This window comes from Crinalium epipsammum PCC 9333 (assembly GCF_000317495.1).
GTDB lineage: Bacteria > Cyanobacteriota > Cyanobacteriia > Cyanobacteriales > PCC-9333 > Crinalium > Crinalium epipsammum.
Genome location: NC_019753.1, coordinates 3,267,341 through 3,290,259, shown reverse-complemented (window position 1 = coordinate 3,290,259; position 22,919 = coordinate 3,267,341). Strand labels below are relative to the sequence as shown.

17 protein-coding genes are annotated in these 22,919 nt (G+C 40.0%); 8 read left to right on the top strand and 9 right to left on the bottom strand.

Annotation, left to right across the window (positions count from 1 at the left end):
• Positions 1–50 precede the first annotated feature (50 nt).
• From CRI9333_RS14355 to CRI9333_RS28150, 3 genes are all read left to right on the top strand, one after another.
• Positions 51–1,349, top strand: a complete 1,299-nt coding sequence (locus CRI9333_RS14355; protein ID WP_015203882.1) for a Glu/Leu/Phe/Val family dehydrogenase — start codon at positions 51–53, stop codon at positions 1,347–1,349.
• A gap of 331 nt (positions 1,350–1,680) precedes the next feature.
• Positions 1,681–2,637, top strand: coding sequence for a type IV pilin-like G/H family protein (locus CRI9333_RS25010; protein ID WP_015203881.1), 957 nt, complete (start codon positions 1,681–1,683; stop codon positions 2,635–2,637).
• A 255-nt stretch (positions 2,638–2,892) separates the two neighbouring features.
• Positions 2,893–4,830 carry an ABC transporter ATP-binding protein gene (locus CRI9333_RS28150; protein WP_015203880.1) on the top strand — a complete coding sequence of 646 codons (1,938 nt, stop codon included), beginning with the start codon at positions 2,893–2,895 and terminating at the stop codon, positions 4,828–4,830.
• A 179-nt stretch (positions 4,831–5,009) separates the two neighbouring features.
• Here CRI9333_RS28150 and CRI9333_RS14340 read toward each other — a convergent pair whose 3' ends face one another.
• Positions 5,010–5,783, bottom strand: coding sequence for a WecB/TagA/CpsF family glycosyltransferase (locus tag CRI9333_RS14340; RefSeq protein WP_015203879.1), 774 nt, complete (start codon positions 5,781–5,783; stop codon positions 5,010–5,012).
• A gap of 596 nt (positions 5,784–6,379) precedes the next feature.
• Here CRI9333_RS14340 and CRI9333_RS14335 point away from each other — a divergent pair.
• Positions 6,380–7,009, top strand: a complete 630-nt coding sequence (locus tag CRI9333_RS14335; protein ID WP_015203878.1) for a glycoside hydrolase family 24 protein — start codon at positions 6,380–6,382, stop codon at positions 7,007–7,009.
• Between the two features lie 64 nt (positions 7,010–7,073).
• Here the strand turns inward: CRI9333_RS14335 and CRI9333_RS14330 are convergent, their stop codons facing one another.
• The 5 genes from CRI9333_RS14330 to CRI9333_RS14310 form a co-directional block, all read right to left on the bottom strand.
• Complete coding sequence (locus tag CRI9333_RS14330; protein ID WP_015203877.1) at positions 7,074–7,334, bottom strand: hypothetical protein; 261 nt, start codon at positions 7,332–7,334, stop codon at positions 7,074–7,076.
• A 148-nt stretch (positions 7,335–7,482) separates the two neighbouring features.
• On the bottom strand, positions 7,483–10,134 hold the full coding sequence (alaS, locus tag CRI9333_RS14325; RefSeq protein WP_015203876.1) for an alanine--tRNA ligase: 2,652 nt from the start codon (positions 10,132–10,134) through the stop codon (positions 7,483–7,485).
• A gap of 834 nt (positions 10,135–10,968) precedes the next feature.
• Positions 10,969–11,346: a hypothetical protein gene (locus CRI9333_RS14320; protein WP_015203875.1), complete on the bottom strand. Its 378-nt coding sequence runs from the start codon at positions 11,344–11,346 to the stop codon at positions 10,969–10,971.
• Between the two features lie 217 nt (positions 11,347–11,563).
• Positions 11,564–11,917, bottom strand: coding sequence for a hypothetical protein (locus tag CRI9333_RS14315; RefSeq protein WP_015203874.1), 354 nt, complete (start codon positions 11,915–11,917; stop codon positions 11,564–11,566).
• Between the two features lie 140 nt (positions 11,918–12,057).
• Positions 12,058–12,984 carry a cobalamin-binding protein gene (locus CRI9333_RS14310; protein ID WP_015203873.1) on the bottom strand — a complete coding sequence of 309 codons (927 nt, stop codon included), beginning with the start codon at positions 12,982–12,984 and terminating at the stop codon, positions 12,058–12,060.
• 134 nt (positions 12,985–13,118) lie between these two features.
• Here CRI9333_RS14310 and rpsD point away from each other — a divergent pair, with 134 nt between their 5' ends.
• On the top strand, positions 13,119–13,727 hold the full coding sequence (gene rpsD / locus CRI9333_RS14305) for a 30S ribosomal protein S4 (RefSeq protein WP_015203872.1): 609 nt from the start codon (positions 13,119–13,121) through the stop codon (positions 13,725–13,727).
• A gap of 124 nt (positions 13,728–13,851) precedes the next feature.
• Here rpsD and moaA read toward each other — a convergent pair whose 3' ends face one another.
• From moaA to CRI9333_RS14290, 3 genes are all read right to left on the bottom strand, one after another.
• A complete protein-coding gene (moaA, locus tag CRI9333_RS14300; RefSeq protein WP_015203871.1) occupies positions 13,852–14,838 on the bottom strand; it encodes a GTP 3',8-cyclase MoaA in 987 nt (328 codons plus the stop codon).
• A 93-nt stretch (positions 14,839–14,931) separates the two neighbouring features.
• A complete protein-coding gene (locus CRI9333_RS14295; protein ID WP_232229333.1) occupies positions 14,932–16,308 on the bottom strand; it encodes an MFS transporter in 1,377 nt (458 codons plus the stop codon).
• A gap of 303 nt (positions 16,309–16,611) precedes the next feature.
• The gene (locus CRI9333_RS14290; protein WP_015203869.1) at positions 16,612–18,210 is read right to left on the bottom strand and encodes an MFS transporter; all 1,599 of its coding nucleotides are present in this window, start codon (positions 18,208–18,210) and stop codon (positions 16,612–16,614) included.
• A 594-nt stretch (positions 18,211–18,804) separates the two neighbouring features.
• Between CRI9333_RS14290 and CRI9333_RS14285 the strand changes: the two genes are divergently transcribed.
• The 3 genes from CRI9333_RS14285 (at position 18,805) to CRI9333_RS14275 (ending at position 22,755) form a co-directional block, all read left to right on the top strand.
• Positions 18,805–20,007, top strand: a complete 1,203-nt coding sequence (locus CRI9333_RS14285) for a cobalt-precorrin-5B (C(1))-methyltransferase (RefSeq protein ID WP_015203868.1) — start codon at positions 18,805–18,807, stop codon at positions 20,005–20,007.
• Between the two features lie 345 nt (positions 20,008–20,352).
• Positions 20,353–21,900: a glutamine-hydrolyzing GMP synthase gene (guaA, locus tag CRI9333_RS14280; protein WP_198013673.1), complete on the top strand. Its 1,548-nt coding sequence runs from the start codon at positions 20,353–20,355 to the stop codon at positions 21,898–21,900.
• A gap of 249 nt (positions 21,901–22,149) precedes the next feature.
• A complete protein-coding gene (locus CRI9333_RS14275; RefSeq protein ID WP_015203866.1) occupies positions 22,150–22,755 on the top strand; it encodes a Uma2 family endonuclease in 606 nt (201 codons plus the stop codon).
• Positions 22,756–22,919 lie beyond the last annotated feature (164 nt).

Below are 22,919 nucleotides of genomic sequence, written 5' to 3'. Positions count from 1 at the left end.
TAAAGGGAATTGAACTTTTCGCACAGACAAGCAGTAGGAGTAATAATCAGATGTCTAAATCATTATTGTCTGATGCCAGTCAAATTCTAGAAAAAGCACTTAAATATGTATCTATTTCCGATGATGCTACTGAACATTTAAAATATCCCCAAGCCAGTTTAGCAGTTTCTATTCCAGTACGCATGGATGATGGTTCTTTAAAAGTATTTCAAGGCTATCGCGTGCGCTACGACAATACCAGAGGACCAACAAAGGGAGGAATAAGATATCATCCGAATGTTTCAATGGATGAAGTGCAATCATTAGCATTTTGGATGACTTTTAAATGTGCGGTTTTAAACTTACCTTTTGGTGGTGCGAAAGGTGGAATTACACTTAATCCCAAAGCATTATCGCGGATGGAATTAGAGAGATTAAGTAGGGGATATATAAATGCGATCGCAGATTTTATCGGACCTGATATTGATATCCCTGCACCTGATGTTTATACCAACCCCATGATTATGGGTTGGATGATGGATCAATATAGTATTATTCAGCGAAAAATTACCCCAGCAGTTGTCACAGGTAAACCCATTTCAATGGGAGGTAGTTTAGGAAGAGACACCGCAACAGCAATGGGAGCATTTTTTGTCATCGAAAGGATAATGTCTAAACTAGATAGACATCCTCAAGAAACAACAGTAGCGGTGCAAGGTTTCGGTAATGCTGGATCTGTAATTGCAGACTTACTATCAAAAGCTGGTTATAAAGTCGTTGCAGTAAGTGATTCTCAAGGCGCTATTTATGCCAAACAAGGATTAGATATTCCCAGCATTCGCCAATATAAATTATCTAGTAAAGGCATAAAAGCCGTTTACTGCCAAGACACAGTTTGTAACATTGTTGAGCATGAATCAATTACAAACGAAGAACTTTTAGCTTTAGATGTAGACATTCTTGTACCAGCAGCTTTAGAAAACCAAATTACTGAAGCTAATGTCCATAATATCAAAGCAAAGTACATTTTTGAAGTCGCTAACGGACCAATCTCTTCTACTGCTGACGAAATTTTAGCAGAAAAAGGAGTTTTAGTTGTTCCTGATATATTAGCTAACGCAGGTGGTGTTACAGTTAGCTATTTTGAATGGGTACAAAATCGCAGTGGACTTTATTGGACACTAGATGAAGTAAATCAAAAATTGCACCAAAAAATGGTAGAAGAAACTGAGCATATTTGGAAAATTGCTCAAGATTTATCTATTTCCATGCGAACAGCAGCATATATTCATGCTTTAAATAGATTGGGAGAAGCCATCAATTCCAAAGGTACTAGAGACTATTACCTCAACGGTAAAAACAATTATTAATTAGATTTGGTTTCAAATCTTTATCCTATCCCTATTATGGGGATGGGATAGGGTTTGACATTAGACATCTCCTATGATGCGAAAGTAGAGACGTTGTATACAACGTCTCTACATTAATTTTAGGTAACGCACGTTGAATTTTTGCAGAGGTGTATTTCATTTGATTTAAACTAACGCGCAAATAAACTTATACATTTTTAATTGAGAGAAAAATTATCAAACCCTCTTCCCCTCTCTCCTCCCTCCTCTCTTTCTCAAAGATAAAATTTAGAAACACAACAGCTTACCTCCTTGACTATGGTTAAAATTCAAATAGTTATATAATAATTTGATGAAAACTACCTCTACCCTACCTACCTTGATGCTTAAAGCTTTTAATTCAACCAAATTAATGCCATTTAGAGTAATGTTAATCTTGCTTGCTTTGGGGATGCCCATCATTACTCAATCATCACTAGCAAAAACAGTTAAGCAAACTCAGATAGTTACAAAAAATCAAAAAATATTAAACCAGTTAGTAGGAAAATGGCAAGGAAAAGACCCCTCATCAGGTATATTAGTAACCATGATTTTTACCCCCAAAAACCAATTATTTATGATAGTACCCTTTACTATATATGGGGCAGAGAATGAAGTTTTACAAACGAGTAAAATGAATTATAAAGTCGGTTACAAAATTAATGCCAATACCAATCCCATGCAAATAGATATGTTTGGTGATAGCGATCAAAAACTTACAACAATTTTTGAGATAACAAAAGGAAAGCTACATATAGGGGAAAACGCCCCTGGTAAAACCAGACCGAGGACTTTTAATTCTAAATCTATCTTCTTGCGAAAGATATCTAATCTAACAACATTACCTAAAGATGCTGAAATAATAGACCTTAATACTCAAGCAAATAAACCTCGACCAAGTATAGCAGAACAATACTTGGATATAGTGAACAAAGCACAGCAAGCTTATTACAGTAAAACCGGAAAATTTGCCGCTAACTTAGATGAGCTTAATATTGTTACTAACTCAGAAACTGAGTCTTACCGCTATCAGATCAGACCTGATGGCGATCTTAAGCAGCGTGTTAGCATAACGGCTCAAGCAAAAACTGCGGAATTTCCTAGTTATACTAGCGTTGTATTTGCTAAAAAAATTAATGGTAACACTAGCACAGGCGTAGGTATTTGTGTAACTAATAAGCCTTCTAAATTACCGCCGACAAACATAAAAATTTCCAATAGCAATTCATTAAAGATAGAATGTCCCGTTGGGTCACGTCTAGTACCTTAAAATTTAATCAGGACTCACGCAAGCCTCAAACCTAGATCCCCCTAAATCCCCCTTAAAAAGGGGGACTTTGAATCTTCCCCCTTTTTTAACCCTGCTAGAGGGAATCTCTGCCTAAGCCCTGTTAATATTAAAACTTACCCAGCATAATGTAATTACAAGGTTTGAGATTCTCTGGGCAGGTAGCGCAAGCAAATACAGGCGCTAGAGAAACCAAATTTAGGATAATTGTTAATTGTTAATTGTTAATTGAATGCAATGATTGATACCGTCCTTGATGTTCGCAATTTACAGGTGCAATTCCCAACTGATGAAAGGCTGATTAAGGCAGTTGATGGTATTTCCTTTGAGTTGAAGCGAGGGCAAACACTCGGAATTGTGGGCGAATCAGGTTCGGGTAAATCTGTCACTTCTTTAGCGGTAATGGGTTTAGTGCCTAGCCCTGGCAAGATTAGTGGTGGAGAAATCTGGTTTGAGGGGGTGGATGCAGAAGGTAAAAACAAAGAACCAATCAATTTACTAAAACTGCGATCGCAAAAAATGCAGCAGTATCGTGGTAGCCAGATGGCGATGATTTTTCAGGAACCGATGAGTTCGCTGAATCCGGTATACACGATTGGTTTTCAGTTAACTGAGGCGTTGCGGCTACACCAAAATGTTTCACCAGCAGAAGCGCGTCGGAGTGCGATCGCACTACTCCAAGAAGTAAAATTAATTCCAAGTGATGAACAATTAGGGGAAAGATATATAGAAACCCGTAAACGGGAACTATTCGGTAAGCATAAAACTGATGAATCAGTAGTTGATGTGCGCGATCGCGAAATCAGCCAACATATTAATAGCTATAAATTATCAATGCTAGATCGTTATCCCCATCAACTTTCCGGCGGACAGTTGCAACGGGTAATGATCGCAATGGCAATTTCTTGTAACCCCGCGTTGTTAATTGCCGATGAACCAACTACAGCTTTAGATGTCACTGTACAAGCAACAATACTAGATTTATTAAGAGAATTGCGCGATCGCCGTGGGATGTCAATGCTATTCATCACCCACGATTTAGGCATTATCGCCGAAATTGCCGATGTCGTCGCCGTCATGTATCAAGGAAAAATTGTGGAATATGGATCAGTGTGGCAAATCTTCTCAAATCCACAACATCCATATACTAAAGGATTATTAGCTTGTCGTCCTCGCCTCGATCAACCTTTAAAATATCTTCCTACTGTTTCCGACTTCATGGAAGTCACTACTACTTCAAGTGGACAAGTAGAGATTAAAGAAAAACCAGTAGATTTAAATAGAATAGATTCTCTCTCTCAAACCGTTGAGGTAAATCAACCCGCCGAAATCTCTTCAGCAGCGCCGCTATTATGTATCCGCAGCCTGCGCGTTGGATTTCCAGAAAAAGGAGTATTTGGTCGCACTAAACGCTATGTTTGGGCTGTAAACAACGTCTCCTTTGATGTTTATCAAGGTGAAACTCTAGGATTAGTAGGAGAATCCGGCTGTGGTAAAACTACCCTAGCGCGGACGTTATTACGGTTAATTGAACCAACCGATGGTCAGGTACTATTTGAAGGGCAAAATATCTTTACCCTTAACGATCAACAGTTGCGTAAATTACGGCGGGAGATGCAAATTGTCTTCCAAAATCCCTTTAGTTCTCTCGATCCTCGCATCAAAATTGGTGATGCAGTGATGGAACCGCTAATAATTCATGGTGTGAGTAAAAACCCTCGCCAACGTCAAGAAAGAGTTGCTTACTTATTAGATCGTGTAGGTTTAAATCCGAATTTGATGAACCGCTATCCCCACGAATTTTCAGGCGGTCAACGTCAACGAGTTGCGATCGCAAGGGCGTTAGCACTTAACCCTAAATTTATCATTTGTGATGAATCAGTTTCAGCTTTAGATGTTTCAGTACAAGCGCAAGTACTAAATTTATTGAAAGAATTGCAGGCAGAATTTAACTTAACTTATATCTTTATTTCTCACGATTTAAGTGTAGTTAAATTTATGAGCGATCGCATCATAGTAATGAACCAAGGAAAAATTGAAGAAATTGGTTCTGCCGAAGCCCTCTATCGCGAACCAGAAAAAGAATATACCCGTCAACTTATTGCTTCCATCCCTACTGGTAGCTTAGAACGCATTCAGCAGCAACAAGCAGGACGTTCAGCCTTGGAAAATTAATCATCAACTATCAAGGAAAGAAAAGTAAATATCGAAAGTTACCTTAAAAAACCCTGCTAAGATTATTATCTCAACAGGGATGAATTCATATCTAGCATCCCCGAAACTACCAAAGCTTCATGCTCTTGCTCTGAGGGGTAAGGGCATATACTGGTATACCTCATCACCCCCTAACTCTTTTACCCCTTGAATTGAAAACGCTGCAAGCTATTTAAACCCAACTCCCCAAAACTCCGAAGTGCAAACTGTGGTAAAGCCATCATCCTTCGCCAGCGCCAAGGTTCTTGATAAAGCCGATATAGCCATTCCAGATGATTATTTGCTAACCAACCAGGCGCTCTTGATTTAATTCCAGCCCAAATATCAAAACTGCCACCAACACCAATCCAAATCGACTCTGGGGCAAGATAGCGGTGTTGAGCAATCCATAACTCCTGACGCGGAACTCCTAATCCTACCAAAATTAGTTTAGGTTGTTTCTCCTTGATAGTTTCTAAAAATGCTACTTGTTCTTCTTGTGAAAGAAAACCATGCTGGGCAGCTACAAGTTTTAAATTTTTTAAATCTTGCTTACTTGCAATCATATTTTCTGCTGCTTTCTCAGCAACCCCTGGTGCGCCTCCATAAAACAGCACAGGGCATAAATCACCAAGTTCAGCCGCTTGTCCTAACAATAACTCTGCTAGTTCAATCCCAGGACAACGTTTTTGTTTTTTTCCAGAAAGTCGCAAATAGAGTACAACACCTGAGCCATCAGGAACTACTAACTCAGCATTTTTGATGATGTTACCCAAATCAGGATTGCTATCTGCCTGGATTACCATTTCTGCATTAAGCGTCACCACATGACTACCCATTTTTTGGTTGACACGAGAGATCAACCATTGAGAATAATCATCCGACAGATTAACGGGAAAGCCTAGTACAGAAAATTGTTCCATTTCCTCACACATTATTCAGGTATTGCACATTTGAACAAACACTATCTTTGAAGGCTATCTGATTATGCCCCTTAAATCTAGTGGAATTCATTGAAATTACCCAACTATATTTTTATGCTTTTTTATTTTAAGTATACCTCAAAGCTTAATATAGCTTGATTTTATACCTAAAGCAGCAACCTGTTGATGTTATTAGCTAACTAGCAGTGGAAGAATCAGCTTAATGGCTTAGTGAATATACGACAAATAGCTCTAATTGATTAACTGCTGCTCAGATAGCATAATAACAGATACTTATGATTTCAGGGTTCATTAACTATGTTCTTAATAAATTTCTCAACCTCAAGTCAATGTCCCCAATGCCATTCACAAGAAGTTGCGCGTATAAGAAGACAAAGTTTGATTGAAAAAGTAATATCTGGTTGGAGTATATATCCTTATCAGTGTAGTAACACTATTTGTAACAAGCGTTTCTTTTCTCTCTTAAGATAATATTTACTTAACAAGATTAAGGAAATATTACATAAATTTAGCAAAAACATTCAAAATGCCCAAATTAATTTAAAGTCTTAAGAAGACTTTGAAAGTGACGATTAAAGGGGTGCAATTTGAATTTAAGAATTATTAGCCTAGAACGGCTGAAATTTTTGGGCGTATTATTCCTATGGTTATTGCTACTTCCCTTATCTTCAGAAGCTGCACTATCTGCTGATCTCAAAATACTTAGGGTTAAAGCTTTTCTCGATACGATCGCTTGGGCAGAAACAGGCACAGTAGCTAAGAAAGGGTACCACATTTTGGTTTTTAATGGTAAATTCAGTAACTTTTCCAAACACCCAAAAATTAAACAATGTGCTTCAATCAACGCACGCATCGTTTGTTCAACGGCTGCTGGGCGCTACCAAGTCATGGATTTTAATTGGGATAGCTTAAAATATAAGTTGAAATTAAAAGACTTTTCCCCAGGTTCTCAAGACAAAATAGCGTTATATTTTATCATCCAAAAAGGTGCGATCGCAGATGTCAAAGCTGGACGCTTTGAAAATGCTGTCTGCAAAGTTGGTGGTATTTGGGCATCTATGCCATGTGGAAACAACTACGGGCAAAATCCTAAACCAATGGGTAAACTCAAATTTATGTACCAATACCGATTAGTTAATTACGTCAAATATTACAAGTCAATCGAAAAAAAACGTAAACCCTCCTTGAAGTACGAAAATATTACAATTGTGCGATAATTGCGCGTAAGTTTTACCCCTACAATTACATTTCAATCAGTAATCTACACAGGCTATTTTTTATTTAGGCGTGATGATTAACTTGTTCTTGCAACCAAGAATCTACAGGTTTGCCATCTTTACGGCGCAGTTCAATTTCAATAGAAATTACTTCTTTTGATCCTGGTGGTGCGGGCTTTTGATGAAAGATAATATCATAAGTTGCGGGATCTTCATTACGTTCCCGCAGCCAATCTTGTACTTTCATAGTTGCAAAGAAGCCTTGCCCGTCTTGGAACATACGGGTAACTTGCATTTGGAGGGTGTAGGGGTTGATTTTAGCCATATTGGGTAGGGGGGAGGAGAGAGGAGAGAGGAGAGAGGGGTAAAGATGTAACGGATAAGTTATCTGTAAGTTGCCAAATTTATTTTCCCTAGCAGATCAACCATCCGTTATATCCGTTATATAGCGAATTGTTCAGGGATACAACAGATCAACCATCCGTTGCCAACTGATCGATTATCTGTTTTTTGGCGCTTTCTAAGGCTTCTTTGAGCTTACTGGGGTCGCGTCCACCTGCTTGAGCAAGGTTAGGTCTGCCACCACCACCACCACCGCAGATTTTAGCGATCGCACCAATAAATTTACCAGCTTGCAAGCCTTTTTTGTTGACAACAGGACTAAAAGCTGCTACTAAACTAACCTTATCGGCTTCAGGAATTGACCCTAAAATAACCGCGCCTTCACCTAATTTTTGCACTAATCTTTCTGCTGCTGTCTTCAGAGATTCTGGATCTACACCTTCCATTTCAGCGACGACAATTTTAAAATCGCCTACAGTTTCAGCTTGCGTTAATAGTTGATCAGATTTAGCAATAGCAAGTTGTCCTTTGAGGGTTTCTAGTTCTTTTTGCGTTGTTTTAAGTTCATTTTGGATGTTGGTAATACGTTCCGGTAATTCTTCGGGTTTAGCTTTAAAGCGATCGCTTAATTCCCTAACTACCTTATCCCGTACATTTAAATAATCTAGTACAGAAGACCCCGCCACTGCTTCAATCCGCCGTACACCCGCAGCAACACCAGTTTCGGAGATAATTTTAAATACTCCTATTTCCGCAGTATTGCTAACATGAGTTCCCCCGCAAAGTTCCATCGAAACACCAGGGAAATCTAACACCCGCACTTCATCGCCATATTTTTCCCCAAACATCGCAGTTGCACCCTTAGCTTTCGCTTCCGCTAATGGTATAACCTCAATGTGGGCAGTATGCGCTTCAGCAATCCAAGTATTAACTTGTTCTTCTACTTGTTGCACTTCTTCCGGTGTTAACGCACGGTTAAAGGAATAGTCAAAGCGTAAGCGATCAAAAGATACCAGAGAACCAGCTTGTCCAATGGATTCATCAATTAATTTCTTTAACGCAGCTTGCAACAAGTGAGTTGCACTATGATTTGCTTGGGCGCGACGGCGACAACTACGATCAATTTGGGCGTTGACTGCATCACCTACTCGTAATGTACCGCGTTCAATGCGTCCGAAGTGAACAAAGAAATCTGATTCCTTCTTCACATCTTCTATCCGCACTACAATTGCATCACCAGAAATATAACCGCGATCGCCTATTTGTCCCCCTGACTCCGCATAAAATGGTGTCTTATCAAGGACAATTTGCACCTCCGTTCCTGCTTCTGCTTCCTCTACCGACTTACCACCTACTAGCAAAACTTCAATTTTTGCATTAGCAGCAGCTTGTTTGTAACCTAAAAATTCAGTTGCGTGGATATGTTCCGCTAACTTATCTAAAGAACCTTGCACAGTTAAATCAATCGTTTCGTGTGCATCCTTAGCGCGTTCGATTTGCTTCTGCATCTCAGTCTCAAAACCTGTCTGATCAACAGTAAGACCTTGTTCTTCAGCAATTTCTTGAGTTAATTCTAAAGGGAATCCGTAAGTGTCATATAAAGTAAAGGCACTTTCCCCACTAATTTCTTGCTTACCTTGCTGTTTAATTTGGGCGATAATTTCTTCTAAGAGTTTTTCGCCACGTTCCAAAGTTTTCAGGAAGCGGTTTTCTTCTAATTGCAATTCCGCTTTAATTGCGGCTTCTTTCAAACGCACATTGGGATAAGCTGATTCTGAGAGTGCGATCGCACTTTCCGCAACTTGAGGCGTAAATTCTCCTGAAATCCCAATTAACCGCCCATGACGCACAACCCGCCGAATTAATCGCCGTAAAACATAACCACGACCCACATTAGAAGCGCGGATACCATCAGCAATCATGTGAACAACCGACCGCACATGATCCCCAATTACCTTTAAAGAGACCTTCGTTTTCTCATCACTCTGGACGTAATCAATTCCCGCAATTTCCCCCGCAGTTTTAATAATCGGGAAAATTAAATCAGTTTCGTAATTATTTGGCACTTTTTGGAGGATTTGCGCCATCCGTTCCAAACCCATGCCCGTATCAATATTTTTATTTTGCAAAGGTGTTAAATTACCTTCTGCATCTCGGTTATATTGCATGAACACCAAGTTATAAAACTCGATAAACCGAGAATCATCTTCTAAATCTATATTGTCATCACCTTTTTCTGGGTGAAAATCATAATAAATTTCTGAACATGGGCCACAAGGGCCAGTCGCGCCAGATACCCAAAAATTATCATCTGCCCCCATGCGTTTGATCCGCTTTTCAGCAACGCCAATTTGGTCGCGCCAAATAGCAAATGCTTCGTCGTCGTCTTCAAACACGCTGACAACTAGGTTTTCAGGGGGTAAACCAAATACCTTTGTGGATAACTCCCAACCCCATGCGATCGCTTGTTCCTTAAAATAATCTCCAAAGCTAAAATTACCCAACATTTCAAAGAATGTGTGATGACGTGCAGTGCGTCCCACATTCTCAATATCATTAGTGCGAATACATTTCTGGGAAGAAGTAGCGCGGGGAAATTCAGAATTTCTCTGTCCCAGAAAAATTGGTTTAAACGGCAACATCCCCGCAATAGTCAGCAGTACGGTAGGATCTTCCGGTATTAGAGACGCGCTAGGCAGAACTTGATGCCCACGTTGAGCATAGAAGTCTAGGAATGTTTGCCGAATTTCGTTACCGCTACGGTACTGTGGGGAAGAAGACATAAGTATTTAGATTAAACTAGCTAGTCATTTAACTCGTTCATCCATTTTTACATTTCTTTACGCAAGCTGGTAGCTAATCTCTATTTCTCTCTAGAGACCCCCCGAATTGGTTTTTAATAGACTTCTGGCATAAGTCGATAAAATCTTAGTTTACATCTGCGTCATCTGCGTTATCTGCTCACATCTGCGATAAAAAAACATTCTTTGTAATTTTTACTCATTAATCTAATGTAGATTCACCGATCTAAATTATGTAAATTTTCGTAAACAACTAATTGCTAGTAATAGCGATTATGCTAACTTAAATAGTAGGCACCAACCAGGAATAAACAACTGGATAAACCAACCAAAGAGCTAAGACGTGGTGTCTCCTGTCAGAAGCTCGATCGCAGTAAGAAGCTCAACTTAGACGAAATAAAAGTGGCAAAGTACTTCTGTGAAAAGAGTCAAGCCAAACAAAGGTCTAGTAATGATGCGTTGATAGTTGAAGGTAAAATTTTCAACCTGCGAAATCTGTCCACCCTTAGTTGTGAACTATTAATTTTTTGAAATTTAACTCATTGAGTACTCAAACTCAAAACCTAAAATGAGTCTAGTGTAATTACACTAGGCTCATTGACTTTTAATCGGGTTTTTTAATTAATCTGTGATTATATTAATGAATGATTGAGTATGCGATCGCTTCTTCAGTTTTTCACCCAAATCAAGCATAATTTTTTGATTAAACTATATTTAATTTTAAAAATAAAAAAACTATCAATAGTTTGCGACTGAATACTTACCTAGAGGAAGTACACAAATATTGTGTACCTCCTGAAGGCAAAAAGAACATCATCATTCAGTCTCGCGCAACTTCTCCAACTCAGACCTTAAAGCAGCTAATTGATCAGTTAATTCCTGAATATCTTGCTGCACGTTTGGCGGAGTAGGTGAGTTTGGAGGTGTTACCGATTCATAAGGGTTTTCTGTTGTTGCAGAAGTAGGATTGTTTCGTTGTCTTACGAAAGAGTCAACAAAACTTCGAGCAGTTTGCTCAGTAACCTCCCCTTTTTCTTCCCACTGTTGTACTTTTTCAGTTAACTCTGACTTAAGCTGAGAAAGATTTTCTTCTCGCTTTTGAGGGTCTTGTATAGTTTCCACCAAAGAAGTTGTCGCACCTATTGTCACGCGCAACCCTTTTTGCATTAATTGAAGCAGATGACCAGAGTTCATGTAGCCTCTGAGTAGGAATGATTAATGTATGTTTGATCGTTATCAAAATATCGCAAGCTGAAGCTTGCTCTTTTTCTGACGACTAGAGATAGACCTAGTGCTACCAATCAAGGAAATACTAATGCCTAGACTCTTGTGTATTGTTGGCAAATCGGAACGTTAAAGCCATCTTCCGACAGGAAGATAATTAAATCAATTTTGACATCCAAGTACTAAACTAGACGACATTATCTAGATATTGACTAACATCATCAACCACACGAGTTAATTCGGCTTCAGTAGTCAAACGAATACGGTCATCGCGCAGAGTAATCAAAACTTTAGCTGCAAATGGAGTAGCCCAAATATTAGGATTGCAGAAAATTTCTAGAAACACATCACCAGTATATTGATATTCCACTGACTTTTGGGGAGTTGGTCTGCCAGTAGCGCCACTAGATGCTGCCGCAACTTTAGCTTTTAGGCGTTGCATTAGTTCATGGAGAGTAGACTGTAATTCTTTAGCCGCTTCAGGGGTAAAGCTAAAAGAGACGGAACCTTCTAACAGGTTAAGTACCAGTGGTGCAGACATAAATTATTGAGTTTGAGGGCGTGCTATTTGATTTTACTGGTGAATGTGCGATGCTTGCAGTAGGGCTTCGCGATGCTTCGGTAGTTATTTTTATTTCATTACTGTCAAGGGCGTTTAGATTAATATGTAATTGCCGCAAACTAAAAATGCTGCCATGCTTTACCTTCATATCCATAACTAAAGACTTCATTATGTAAAATTTCTGCGAGAATTTCTACAGAATCTACAAGCCTTGACCCTGGACGGTTGAAGTACCAATTACCATCAGTAATGTATACTCTTTTTGTTTGAACTGCACGCAAATTTTCCCATTCAGGACGTTGCGCTAATAATTGCGCTTCTTGGCGTGTGCGGTCTAAATTGAAACCGCAAGGCATAAAAATAATAATATCTGGATTAGCTGCGATTAAAGATTCCCAAGCAAATTTTGGCGATGCTTGACCTGATACTACAGATAGTGGTTGACCTCCTACAATTGTCACCATTTCTGGAATCCAATTTCCTGCTAACATTAAAGGGTCAGTCCACTCAATACAAGCAACAGTTGGTTGCTTAGTTTCCATCAGTGCTTGTGTTTTTTGCTCACAAATTTTTACGCGAGCTTGTAAGTCTTCTATTAAGCGGTTAGAATCAGTATTCAGAGCTTGAGCAACAGTATCAATATCAGTCCAAATATCAGCTAATAAATTAGGGTGTAAGGAAATTATTTGCGGCTGACTATTTGTTAATTGAGCAACTGCTTTTTCTACATCTGCAAGACTAACAGCACAAACATCACACTGATCTTGTGTCAGGATGTGAGTTGGTTGCAATTGTTTTAAAACATCAACTTTAATATCATATATACTGAGTGCAGATTTCAATAAATCATTTACACTGTTGTCAATGACTGCACTGGGTTGATTAGAATCTAATCGTGCTTGGGTGCAAACTGGTAGATTTTGGATTTCTGGGGGATAGTCGCATTCGTGCGATCGCCCAACTATAGCATCCGTTAATCCCAAAGCAGCAACAATCTCAGTAGCACTGGGAATCATGGACACAATTCTCAAATTTGAAACTGTCATAATGTTGCCTTTTGAGTGTTGGCTGTTCACTGGTTTAACAAATTTTTTCCTAAGACTCTATACACTTAGGATAGAAGTATGTAAAACTAGAACTTTTGGGTAAAGTTTAATTAGGAGCCAACAGAGGAAGTTATATGTCGCGATATCGAGGCCCACGCTTACGGATTGTCCGTCGCTTGGGCGACCTACCTGGTTTAACCCGCAAAACTGCTCGCCGTGCCTATGCACCTGGTCAGCACGGTCAGAACCGCAAAAAGCGTTCAGAGTATGCTATCCGCCTAGAAGAAAAGCAAAAACTACGCTTTAACTATGGTGTAACCGAAAGGCAACTGCTGCGCTATGTCCGCAGGGCGCGTCGTGCCAGTGGTTCTACGGGTCAGGTATTACTGCAACTGCTAGAAATGCGCCTGGATAACACCGTATTTCGCATGGGGATGGCTCCTACCATTCCAGCAGCCCGCCAGCTTGTGAATCATGGTCATGTGACCGTTAATGGTCGTGTGGTAGATATTGCCAGCTACCAATGCCGTGCTGGTGAAGTAATTTCTGTGAGAAACCGCGAGGCTTCCCGCCAGCGTGTACAACAAAACCTACAGAATCCTGGTTTAGCTAACGTTCCTAACCACTTAGAGTTTGACAAAACCAATCTCACTGGTAAGGTTAACAGTTTGGTTGAGCGTGAATGGGTAGCTTTGACTATCAACGAATTGCTAGTTGTTGAGTACTACTCACGTCAAGCATAATTGCTGTCAGCTATCAGCTATCAGCTATCAGCTATTGGGTTCCTGATATTTATCAGGTTGCTCTAAGTATGTGAAGAAAAGCAGCAAGTCAACTACAAAGCTGACTGCTGAAGGCTGATAGCTTTTAGCCACCAATTTGCGACATTGTGCGTGTATATGCACCAGTAGCACCGGAGTCACGTTGCTTAAAGTTAATTTCTGGTTTGATAGCTAGTAGCTGTCTGACTTGCTCTCTAAGTTGCTCTGGAGCTATGCCAGCACGGAGGGCGGTTTTTAAATCAATTTGATTTGTTTCGTTCAGTAAACAGGGGCGCAACCAGCCATCGGCAGATAAGCGCATTCTGTTACAGCGATCGCAAAAACATTCTGACATCTGACTAATAAATCCTAGTGTGCCTTTAGCACCTGGAATTTGAAAAACATCTGCGGGGCCATTACCACGCACTTTTGATTCTGTCAAACCATAAACATCACGGATGCGTTGTCTTAATTCTTCTGAAGGAACCCAACCACGAGTATTAAACATATCAGCGTTACCAATTGGCATAAATTCAATGAAGCGGATGTGCCATTGGCGGTCAATAGTAAGAGCAGCTAAATCTACAACTTCCTGCTCATTGACATCGGGAATTACTACTACATTCAGCTTGAGAGGGTCAAAACCGACTCTGTGAGCAGCTTGAATCCCAGCCCAAACTTCCTGCCAGCGAGAGCGACCACGATTGCCGATAATTTGGTCAAAGGTTTCTGCAACCAGTGAATCTAAGCTAATATTAATTCGACGCAGACCAGCATCGTAGAGGTCTTGCGCCATCTTTGGCAGTAAAAAGCCATTGGTAGTTAAGGATAAATCTTGAGTTTGGGGTAGAGATGCGATCGCACTTACCAAATCCACCACCCCTGGACGTAGTAGCGGTTCCCCACCAGTTAAGCGAAATTTAGTAAATCCTACTGGTATAAATACTTCTTGTAACAGCGTCAGTAGTTCTTCATCAGTTAGTAACTGTTCGCGCAGAAGATAATCTAATTCTGACCCTTCCGGCATACAGTACTGACACCGGAAGTTACAACGGTCAATCAAGCTGATGCGGAGATAGTCAACAGGGTTCATGCTATTTGGAGAGCTTGGGGCTATAAATAAATTGAAAAATTAAATTATCAATCTACCTTCATTGTGACCTTTTTAATTTTTCTTGAATTTTTTCTATTTTGACCGAGAAACCAATTGCAGGGTTGGAATGGGAACAAATTGAGGTTTGATAGGTAAGAGACTTCGCATTACCTGTATCAAAGTTTGACTACGTTTCTCCTGAACTAACATCATAGGCAATAGCGCTGCCAGCCGTAGCACAGAAGAGAGTGCAAACAAACCTAGTAAACCACCGTATTCGACAAATTCCGCTAGAAACCCACCTGCTGTAGTTCCTAGTGCGCCACCTACCCCAGCAACAGCCGCAACCGTCCCAAAATAACTAGCTTGATTATTCTTAGGTGCTACCACCATCAACAAATTGTTATTGCATAAATCAATAGCAGCATTAGTTCCACCCATCAGCAAGTGTAACAGTGGGAACCAAACCCAAACACAAACAAAATTACTGCCAGTTCCTAACCAAAGTAAAGGTGTTAATGCTACCAATATCCCTACTAATACTAAAACTGGACGGTTGCCAATTCTATCTGCCAGTTTCCCCCAAACTACCAACATTAGTAAACTAGCTCCAGCCATTAAGCTGCTATAGATTGTTACCCATCTAACATCTATACCCAAGTTATCTAGCAGATAGAGATTGAAAAAGGGGGCGCTAACATTCACAGCAAATGCCCAACACATGACATAAAACATAAAGCGCAAAAAGTTAGGCTCGACGCTTCCAGTAAGCGGGGGAGGATTTGAATCTTTAATCTTTGTTGCAGATAAGCTTTGATTGTTTCCTAATACTGCCTGTTGCTGCGGATTAACATCTGCCATCTGCAACTGACATCCTAAACTCATAAGTCCTGCCACAACTCCCAGAAGCAAGAATAAGCTATAGCCTTGAATAGTCCCTCCTGGGAAAACAGATATCCCTAAACCCATCAGTGGTACACCAATGAGATTAGTTAAGCTAGTGGCACTATTCCGCACACCAAAATAGCGCCCCCGCAACTTTTGGGGAACTAACGCCGCCATCCAACTTAGCCAGGAAGCACTGCCAAAAGCTCCCATCAGATTTGTAATCAATACCATTACTAAAGTCAAAATGACTAAAGTGTGCGACTCAATGTGATGCCAGCAATTCCAAGCAATAATTAAGACTAAAACTAACCAGAGTAACCTTGCTGGAGCGTAGATCCAAATTCCATACCAACGACGAGAGGTAGTGCGCTCTGAGAGATACGCGCCTACGGGTTGCAGCAAATTTACTACCATCGGCACTGAGGAGACCATCCCAATTTCAATTGGGCTTGCGCCTAACTGCAACAAAAAGTTACTCAGTAAAACACCACCAGTGATGCTAGTAAAGATAGCCGCAAATACACCATCCCAGCTAGATGCTTTGAGGCTGGAACGAATAGCTTGTTTTTCAAGCTGAGGCATAGGCTCGACAGAAATAAGAGTTTCTGTTGGGATGGTAGTCTCCATGTAATTTGGAGCGAAAAAAGAAAAATTTTCTGAGGAAGCAGATTCTAATGTTGAATTTATTGTCAAGATGATCTGACCTTCGCAACGTTATACGAAGTCTAGCCAGTTTTTTGAAAATAAACCTTGGGGTTTATACTGAATCCCTCAAGAAAATTTTTAATGAAAAGCAAAAAAAAAACTACTGTAAGTAGTTTTCAATATGAGGTACAGAGATTAGACCTATTCCATAATTCGATAAATTTTGGATGGCATCTGCGTTTATCTGCGTATGCGCTTCTCTTCGAGACGCTTCGCGAACGCGCAGGCTTCGCCAATATCTGCGGTTAATTCCAATTCTGAAACCGGAACTACAACGAGTTGGGGTTTAATTGAAAATAGCGATCGCCAATTTAACATACTCGCTTGGATTACTTGTACAAGAGATTGACTACGCTTCTCCTGCACAAGAATTAGAGGTAATAAAGCAGCTAATCGCAAAACAGCCGAAAGTGCGAAAACTGTTGTTAAACCACCAAAATGAGTGTATTGAGCCAAAAAACCACCTGCTGTAGTTCCTAGTGCGCCAGTTACACCGCTAACAGCAGCAGCTATAGCAAAATAACTTGCTTGGTGACGTTCCGGTGCAACTACCATTTGTAAATTATTGGTACACAACTCAATAGCTGCCCAAGTTCCACCCATAAACAAGTGTAAAAGCGGAAACCAAAGCCAAATAGAAAGTTTGTCAGAACCAAGTCCCAGCCAAAGTAAAGGCGTTATTCCTACCAGCAACCCCACAAAAACTAGCACCGGACGATTGCCTATTCTATCTGCCAGCTTGCCCCAGACTATCATCATTACTAAGGTAGCCGCAGATGTTAAGCTGCTATAAATCGTTACCCAACTAACATCAATCTTCAGATTGTCTAACAAGTAAAGGCTAAAGAAGGGAGTACAGATATTAACTGCAAATGCCCAAAACCCAAAGTACAGCAAAAACTTTAAAAAATTGGGATCAAGATGAGAGGTAAGCTCTAATAAAGATGATTTTTGCTTTTCCTCTGTTCCTGAGCCAGATAATATAATAGTGTCATTACTACTATGTTTTATAGCCTGCTCTTTCGGATTAATATCTGCCATAAAGAACTGGCAACTTAAACTAATTAACCCAATTATTACCCCCAGGAACAATATTACCCCGTAGCCCTGAATTGTTCCACCAGGGCAAACGGATACAGCTACGCCTAATATCGGTACGCATAGTAGAGTGGTTAAACTGATCGCGCTATTGCGAATACCAAAATAGCGTCCCCGTAATTTTTGGGGAACTAAAACTGCCATCCAAGTTAGCCAGTTAGCACTTCCTAAAGCTCCAACTACATTAGTAATTAATAATATTGCTAATGTACAAATCACTAAGTCATGGGGCGCGATGTGAAGCCAGTTATTAAAGGCAATTCCTAGAACTAAGATTAGCCACAGTAATCTTGATGGCCCGAATATCCAAATGTTGTACCAGTGGCGGCTGGTAGTTCGTTCTGATATAAAAGCTCCTAGTGGTTGTAGCAAATTTACTAGCATGGGAACTGAACACAGCATCCCAATTTCCATTGGGTTAGCGCCTAGCTGTAATAAAAAATTACTGAGCAATACCCCGCCTGTAATATTGGAAAATATCACAGCAAAAATGCCATCCCAGGTCGATGCTTTGAGGCTTGAGCGAATAACTGACTTAGATAGCTTGGTTGGCTGATTGACGTTATTACTCGTTTGTGCTATATTTATATCTTCAATTATCTCCATTTCAACTAGCGGAGATCTAGTTTCAACTGGGGCAAACTCGACTACAGAAGTAAATTGCTGGGGATGGGCAACCACTGAACTCCTCGCTAATTATATTAATTTTTGATCTTTTGCTTAAAAAAAGAGATTAATACGCTTGTCTTGGAACTATAAACGGGAAATTTATCTGGGATCAGCTTCCCGGAGAAAGATATATTTCTCAATCTATTGAAACAAAAGTCTAATCAAGGCTTCTTTAAGCATTTATACTTACTACTTAAAGTTGAGGCGATCGCTTTTAAGACCTTGCCTATACTGTTACAAAATTGCCGCCAACTTGAAAGTTTTTGCTGACGGTATTTTGGTAATCTATAAGGTTTTCTACGCTCTCGACTAGCTATTGGTTTCTAATCTTGGCTGCAAACAGCTTCGGTGTTAGAAAATACTTGAACTGGCAGTTGCCTAATATAAGCAATGCTGCTATGCCTTTGTAGAAAAAATATTAATTTACTTCTAAAGGTAGACGGCATTGATTAATATTATAACCAGTAGACCTGGAATTTTTTCACACAAAATCCTAAAAAAACCTCAAGCTCCAACCCCAATCCCTCTCATTTCAATAAATAGGGAAGAAAGTTTTATCTTTAATTAATCTGCATAGATCTTGACCATAAAAAACGGAACTATAAGATGACGCTATACCCACCCCGTTCGGGATATACATTACCAGTTTTCGCTTGTGCTGCTGCTGTTGCAGCTTTGCGTTGCTTACGCCAACATCAATTTTTAGCTGCGGTAGAAATAGATTTAATTACACCTGCCCAAAAGGTAGAAATTCCTATTGAACAAGTAGCTAAATTGCAGGATGGGATGGCGTTGGCTATAACTCGTAGTGATCCAGGTGATAACCTCGATTTGACTCGCAATACGCCGATTTGGGCATTACTGGAATGGGGAAAGACTGAACAAACCGAAAGTATTGTGTTGCTTGGTGGTGAAGGAATCGGACGACAGGTAAACGCTGAGGGTAAGGCAGCTATCTATAGTTATGCAGAGCAGTTATTCCAAGAAAACTTAAGCTGTTGGATAGAAGCAGGGGAAAAGATTCAGGTAACAATTATTTTGCCAGAAGGGCGATCGCTTGCAACTCGTACTTCTAACGCTGCCTTTGGTGTTGTAGAGGGGCTGTCTCTACTTGGTACTACTGGAATTTCTCAACCTTTAAGTGCGCCTGGACAGTTGGAGATATGTTTAGAAGAAGTACGCCATAAAGCTGCAATGTTCAGCAAAGCAGAAGAAGCAGATAAAAAAGCTTGTGTTCCTCTCTCCTCCCCCCTCCCTCCTCTCCCCTCCCTCTTCTCCCCTCCAGCTTTAGTCTTTTGTGTTGGAGAAAATGGCATAGACTTGGCTCAAAGGATGGGTATCAAACCAGATTTAATTGTGAAGACTGCTAACTGGTTGGGATCTGTTTTAGTTGAGGCAGGGTTGCAAAAAGTACCAGCAATTTTATTATTTGGCTATCACGGTAAGTTAATTAAACTTGCGGGAGGGATTTTTCATACTCATCATCACTTGGCTGATGGACGGTTAGAAATTTTTACGGCTTATGCTGCTCAAGTAGGCTTGCCAACAGCTATGTTACAGAAAATTTTGGCTTGTGCTACGGCTGAAGATGCGCTGAAATACCTACGTGAGGTAGATAGTTCTACAGGTAGTGATTGGGTGAATTTAGTTTATCGTGCGATCGCCTACCAAATCGACCAACGTTCACAAGCTTATATTCGTACTCATAGCGAGCAAACTGTGCAAGTGGGGTCGGTTTTGTTTGATCGCGATCGCCAAATTATCTTCACAAGCACAACGGGGGATTTTTTGCTGTCGCAATTGTGCTAAGATCACTCGAATATCTTTAAAATTAATAAAACAACATAATTAAATTTTGTCTAGAAATTTAATGGAGCTATCAGTGGTCAGCTATTAGCAAGCGTAAATATCCCATTCAAGAAGTAAAAAGCAACAGATGGGTTATTAATACTGAGTCTGTTATAGCCGACCTTCAAAACGCGCTGATGCTGACGGCTGAACAGTGAGCAATTTGATTAAAAGGATTTTTAGGATTCGCGTTGCAACTTTTGTAGCGCTCTATTTGTAAAAGTAAACAAGTATCAGGATCAACCAGTGACAATCGAGACACAAATACCACCTCAAATTGAATCTTTGGGTGAGTTAAATCGCCAAATGCTCATTATTCTGGACTTTGGCTCTCAATACTCTGAGTTAATTGCTCGTCGAATTCGGGAAACTCAGGTTTATTCAGAAGTTCTTTCTTACCGTACTACTGCGGAACAGCTACGAACACTAAACCCCAAGGGGATTATTCTTTCTGGTGGTCCTAGCTCAGTTTATGACGAGTTTGCCCCTAAGTGCGATCCTGAGATTTGGAACTTAGGTATTCCCGTATTAGGAGTATGTTACGGGATGCAGTTGATGGTACAACAACTGGGTGGCGAAGTCACACGGGCAGAACGGGGTGAGTATGGTAAGGCATCATTACATATTGATGATCCTACTGACTTGCTGACGAATGTGGAAGATGGCACGACCATGTGGATGAGTCATGGCGACTCGGTGAATCAAATGCCAGAGGGATTTGAATTATTAGCGCATACTGATAATACTCCTTGCGCTGCGATCGCTCACCATGAGAAAAAGCTCTACGGTGTGCAGTTCCATCCTGAAGTTGTACACTCAATTGGCGGTAAAGCATTAATCCGCAATTTTGTCTACCATATTTGTGATTGTGAGCCAACTTGGACTACAGCCGCTTTTGTGGAAGAGTCAGTGCGGGAAATCCGCGCCAGAGTTGGGGAGAAGCGGGTATTATTAGCTCTTTCTGGTGGTGTTGATTCTTCAACCTTGGCATTTTTGCTGCATAAAGCGATTGGAGATCAATTAACTTGTATGTTTATTGATCAAGGCTTTATGCGTAAGTATGAGCCAGAAAGATTGGTGAAGTTGTTTAAAGAGGAATTTCACATTGATGTTGAGTATGTAAATGCGCGCGATCGCTTTTTGGCTCAAATTGAAGGTATAACTGATCCAGAAGAAAAACGCCGTCGTATCGGTCACGAATTTATCCGCGTTTTTGAAGAAGAATCTAAACGTCTTGGGCCTTTTGATTATCTCGCACAAGGTACTCTTTACCCAGACGTAATTGAATCAGCAGATACTAACGTTGATCCCAAAAGTGGTGAACGGGTAGCTGTTAAAATTAAGAGTCATCATAACGTTGGCGGTTTACCTAAAGATTTACGCTTTAAGCTAGTTGAACCGTTACGGAAACTCTTTAAAGATGAAGTCCGCAAACTTGGACGCGCAATTGGTTTACCAGAAGAAATTGTACAACGCCAACCGTTCCCAGGTCCAGGTTTAGCTATTCGGATCTTAGGCGAAGTTACTGCTGAAAAGTTAAACATTTTGCGTGATGCAGATCTGATTGTTCGTCAAGAAATTAACCGCCAAGGTTTCTATAATCAGTTATGGCAATCTTTTGCTGTGTTATTACCTATTCGCAGTGTTGGAGTAATGGGAGATCAGCGTACTTACGCTTACCCAATTGTATTGCGATTGGTTAAAAGTGAAGATGGGATGACGGCTGATTGGGCGCGTGTACCTTATGATTTATTGGAGACTATTTCTAACCGCATTGTTAATGAAGTTAAGGGAGTCAATCGGGTAGTGTACGATATTACTTCTAAGCCACCTGGAACTATCGAGTGGGAATAATTTAGAAGTATTTTGTTTGGTTAATTATCTCTAGTTAAAACTGAGGCGAAAATGTGAGTCAAGTTAGATGATAGTTAATTAAAATTAATAAAAAAGGCAAGAGGTAAAACAGAAGTTGTTTGACTTTTGCCTTTTTATTTTTGCAAAAGCCACGTTAGACTGTTTGATAAGTATGAAGTAACAAGTATCAATGATGAAAATTGCATACTTCATACTTAATCCTGAGTGCGATCGCTTTCTCATAAAACTATGCAATTAACAGAAAAACGCTACTACACTCCAGAAGAATATTTGCAACTAGAAGAGGTTGCTGACTACAAGAGTGAGTATATTGATGGAGAAATAATACCTATGGCTGGTGGCACAACAAACCATAATCGAATTGCTCTCAATTTGAGTGCTGCGCTCAATTTTGCTTTTAAACAGCAAGATTACGAAGTTTTTATTGGAGAGGTGCGCCTGTGGATACCTAAAAGACGAATTTACACTTATCCCGATGTGATGGTTGTAGCGGGTGAACCTGAGTATTTTAATAATCGTCAAGATACAATTTTAAATCCACAAGTTATTATTGAGGTTTTGTCAAAATCTACCAAAGGTTACGATCAACAAGATAAATTTGAAGCTTATCGAAGCATTGATAATCTTCAAGAGTATTTATTAATAGATCAAACTAGAATTAATGTAGAGCAGTATTTTAAAACAGGTAAGAAGCGCTGGACGTTTTCTGAATACGATCAAGAAGATGAAGCAATTTCTTTAAATACAGTTGATTTTAAAATTTCATTGTTAGATTTATACAACAAGGTGAAGTTTGATACTGTTGATTCGGAAGGTGATAATAGCAGTATATAGTCAGAAGAGTGAGTAGTGCGTAGGGCGCAGCCAGTCGCAGGTATCGCTTATGCAACTTTTAACGGCTGTAGACTTGATATCAATGTGAGTTGCTACACTTATTTATACATCTATATATGAAATACCAAATTATCTAATTTCATGTATATAGCCCCATCTTAACC

Coding starts and splice junctions, on each gene's coding strand:
- CRI9333_RS14320 (WP_015203875.1), bottom strand. CDS start 11,346: ATGAACTCTGGTCATCTGCTTCAATTAATGCAAAAAGGGTTGCGCGTG.
- alaS (WP_015203876.1), bottom strand. CDS start 10,134: ATGTCTTCTTCCCCACAGTACCGTAGCGGTAACGAAATTCGGCAAACA.
- CRI9333_RS14340 (WP_015203879.1), bottom strand. CDS start 5,783: ATGTGTGAGGAAATGGAACAATTTTCTGTACTAGGCTTTCCCGTTAAT.
- CRI9333_RS14330 (WP_015203877.1), bottom strand. CDS start 7,334: ATGGCTAAAATCAACCCCTACACCCTCCAAATGCAAGTTACCCGTATG.
- rpsD (WP_015203872.1), top strand. CDS start 13,119: ATGTCGCGATATCGAGGCCCACGCTTACGGATTGTCCGTCGCTTGGGC.
- CRI9333_RS14310 (WP_015203873.1), bottom strand. CDS start 12,984: ATGACAGTTTCAAATTTGAGAATTGTGTCCATGATTCCCAGTGCTACT.
- CRI9333_RS14285 (WP_015203868.1), top strand. CDS start 18,805: ATGACGCTATACCCACCCCGTTCGGGATATACATTACCAGTTTTCGCT.
- CRI9333_RS14315 (WP_015203874.1), bottom strand. CDS start 11,917: ATGTCTGCACCACTGGTACTTAACCTGTTAGAAGGTTCCGTCTCTTTT.
- CRI9333_RS28150 (WP_015203880.1), top strand. CDS start 2,893: ATGATTGATACCGTCCTTGATGTTCGCAATTTACAGGTGCAATTCCCA.
- moaA (WP_015203871.1), bottom strand. CDS start 14,838: ATGAACCCTGTTGACTATCTCCGCATCAGCTTGATTGACCGTTGTAAC.
- CRI9333_RS25010 (WP_015203881.1), top strand. CDS start 1,681: ATGAAAACTACCTCTACCCTACCTACCTTGATGCTTAAAGCTTTTAAT.
- CRI9333_RS14275 (WP_015203866.1), top strand. CDS start 22,150: ATGCAATTAACAGAAAAACGCTACTACACTCCAGAAGAATATTTGCAA.
- CRI9333_RS14355 (WP_015203882.1), top strand. CDS start 51: ATGTCTAAATCATTATTGTCTGATGCCAGTCAAATTCTAGAAAAAGCA.
- CRI9333_RS14295 (WP_232229333.1), bottom strand. CDS start 16,308: ATGCCTCAGCTTGAAAAACAAGCTATTCGTTCCAGCCTCAAAGCATCT.
- guaA (WP_198013673.1), top strand. CDS start 20,353: ATGCTCATTATTCTGGACTTTGGCTCTCAATACTCTGAGTTAATTGCT.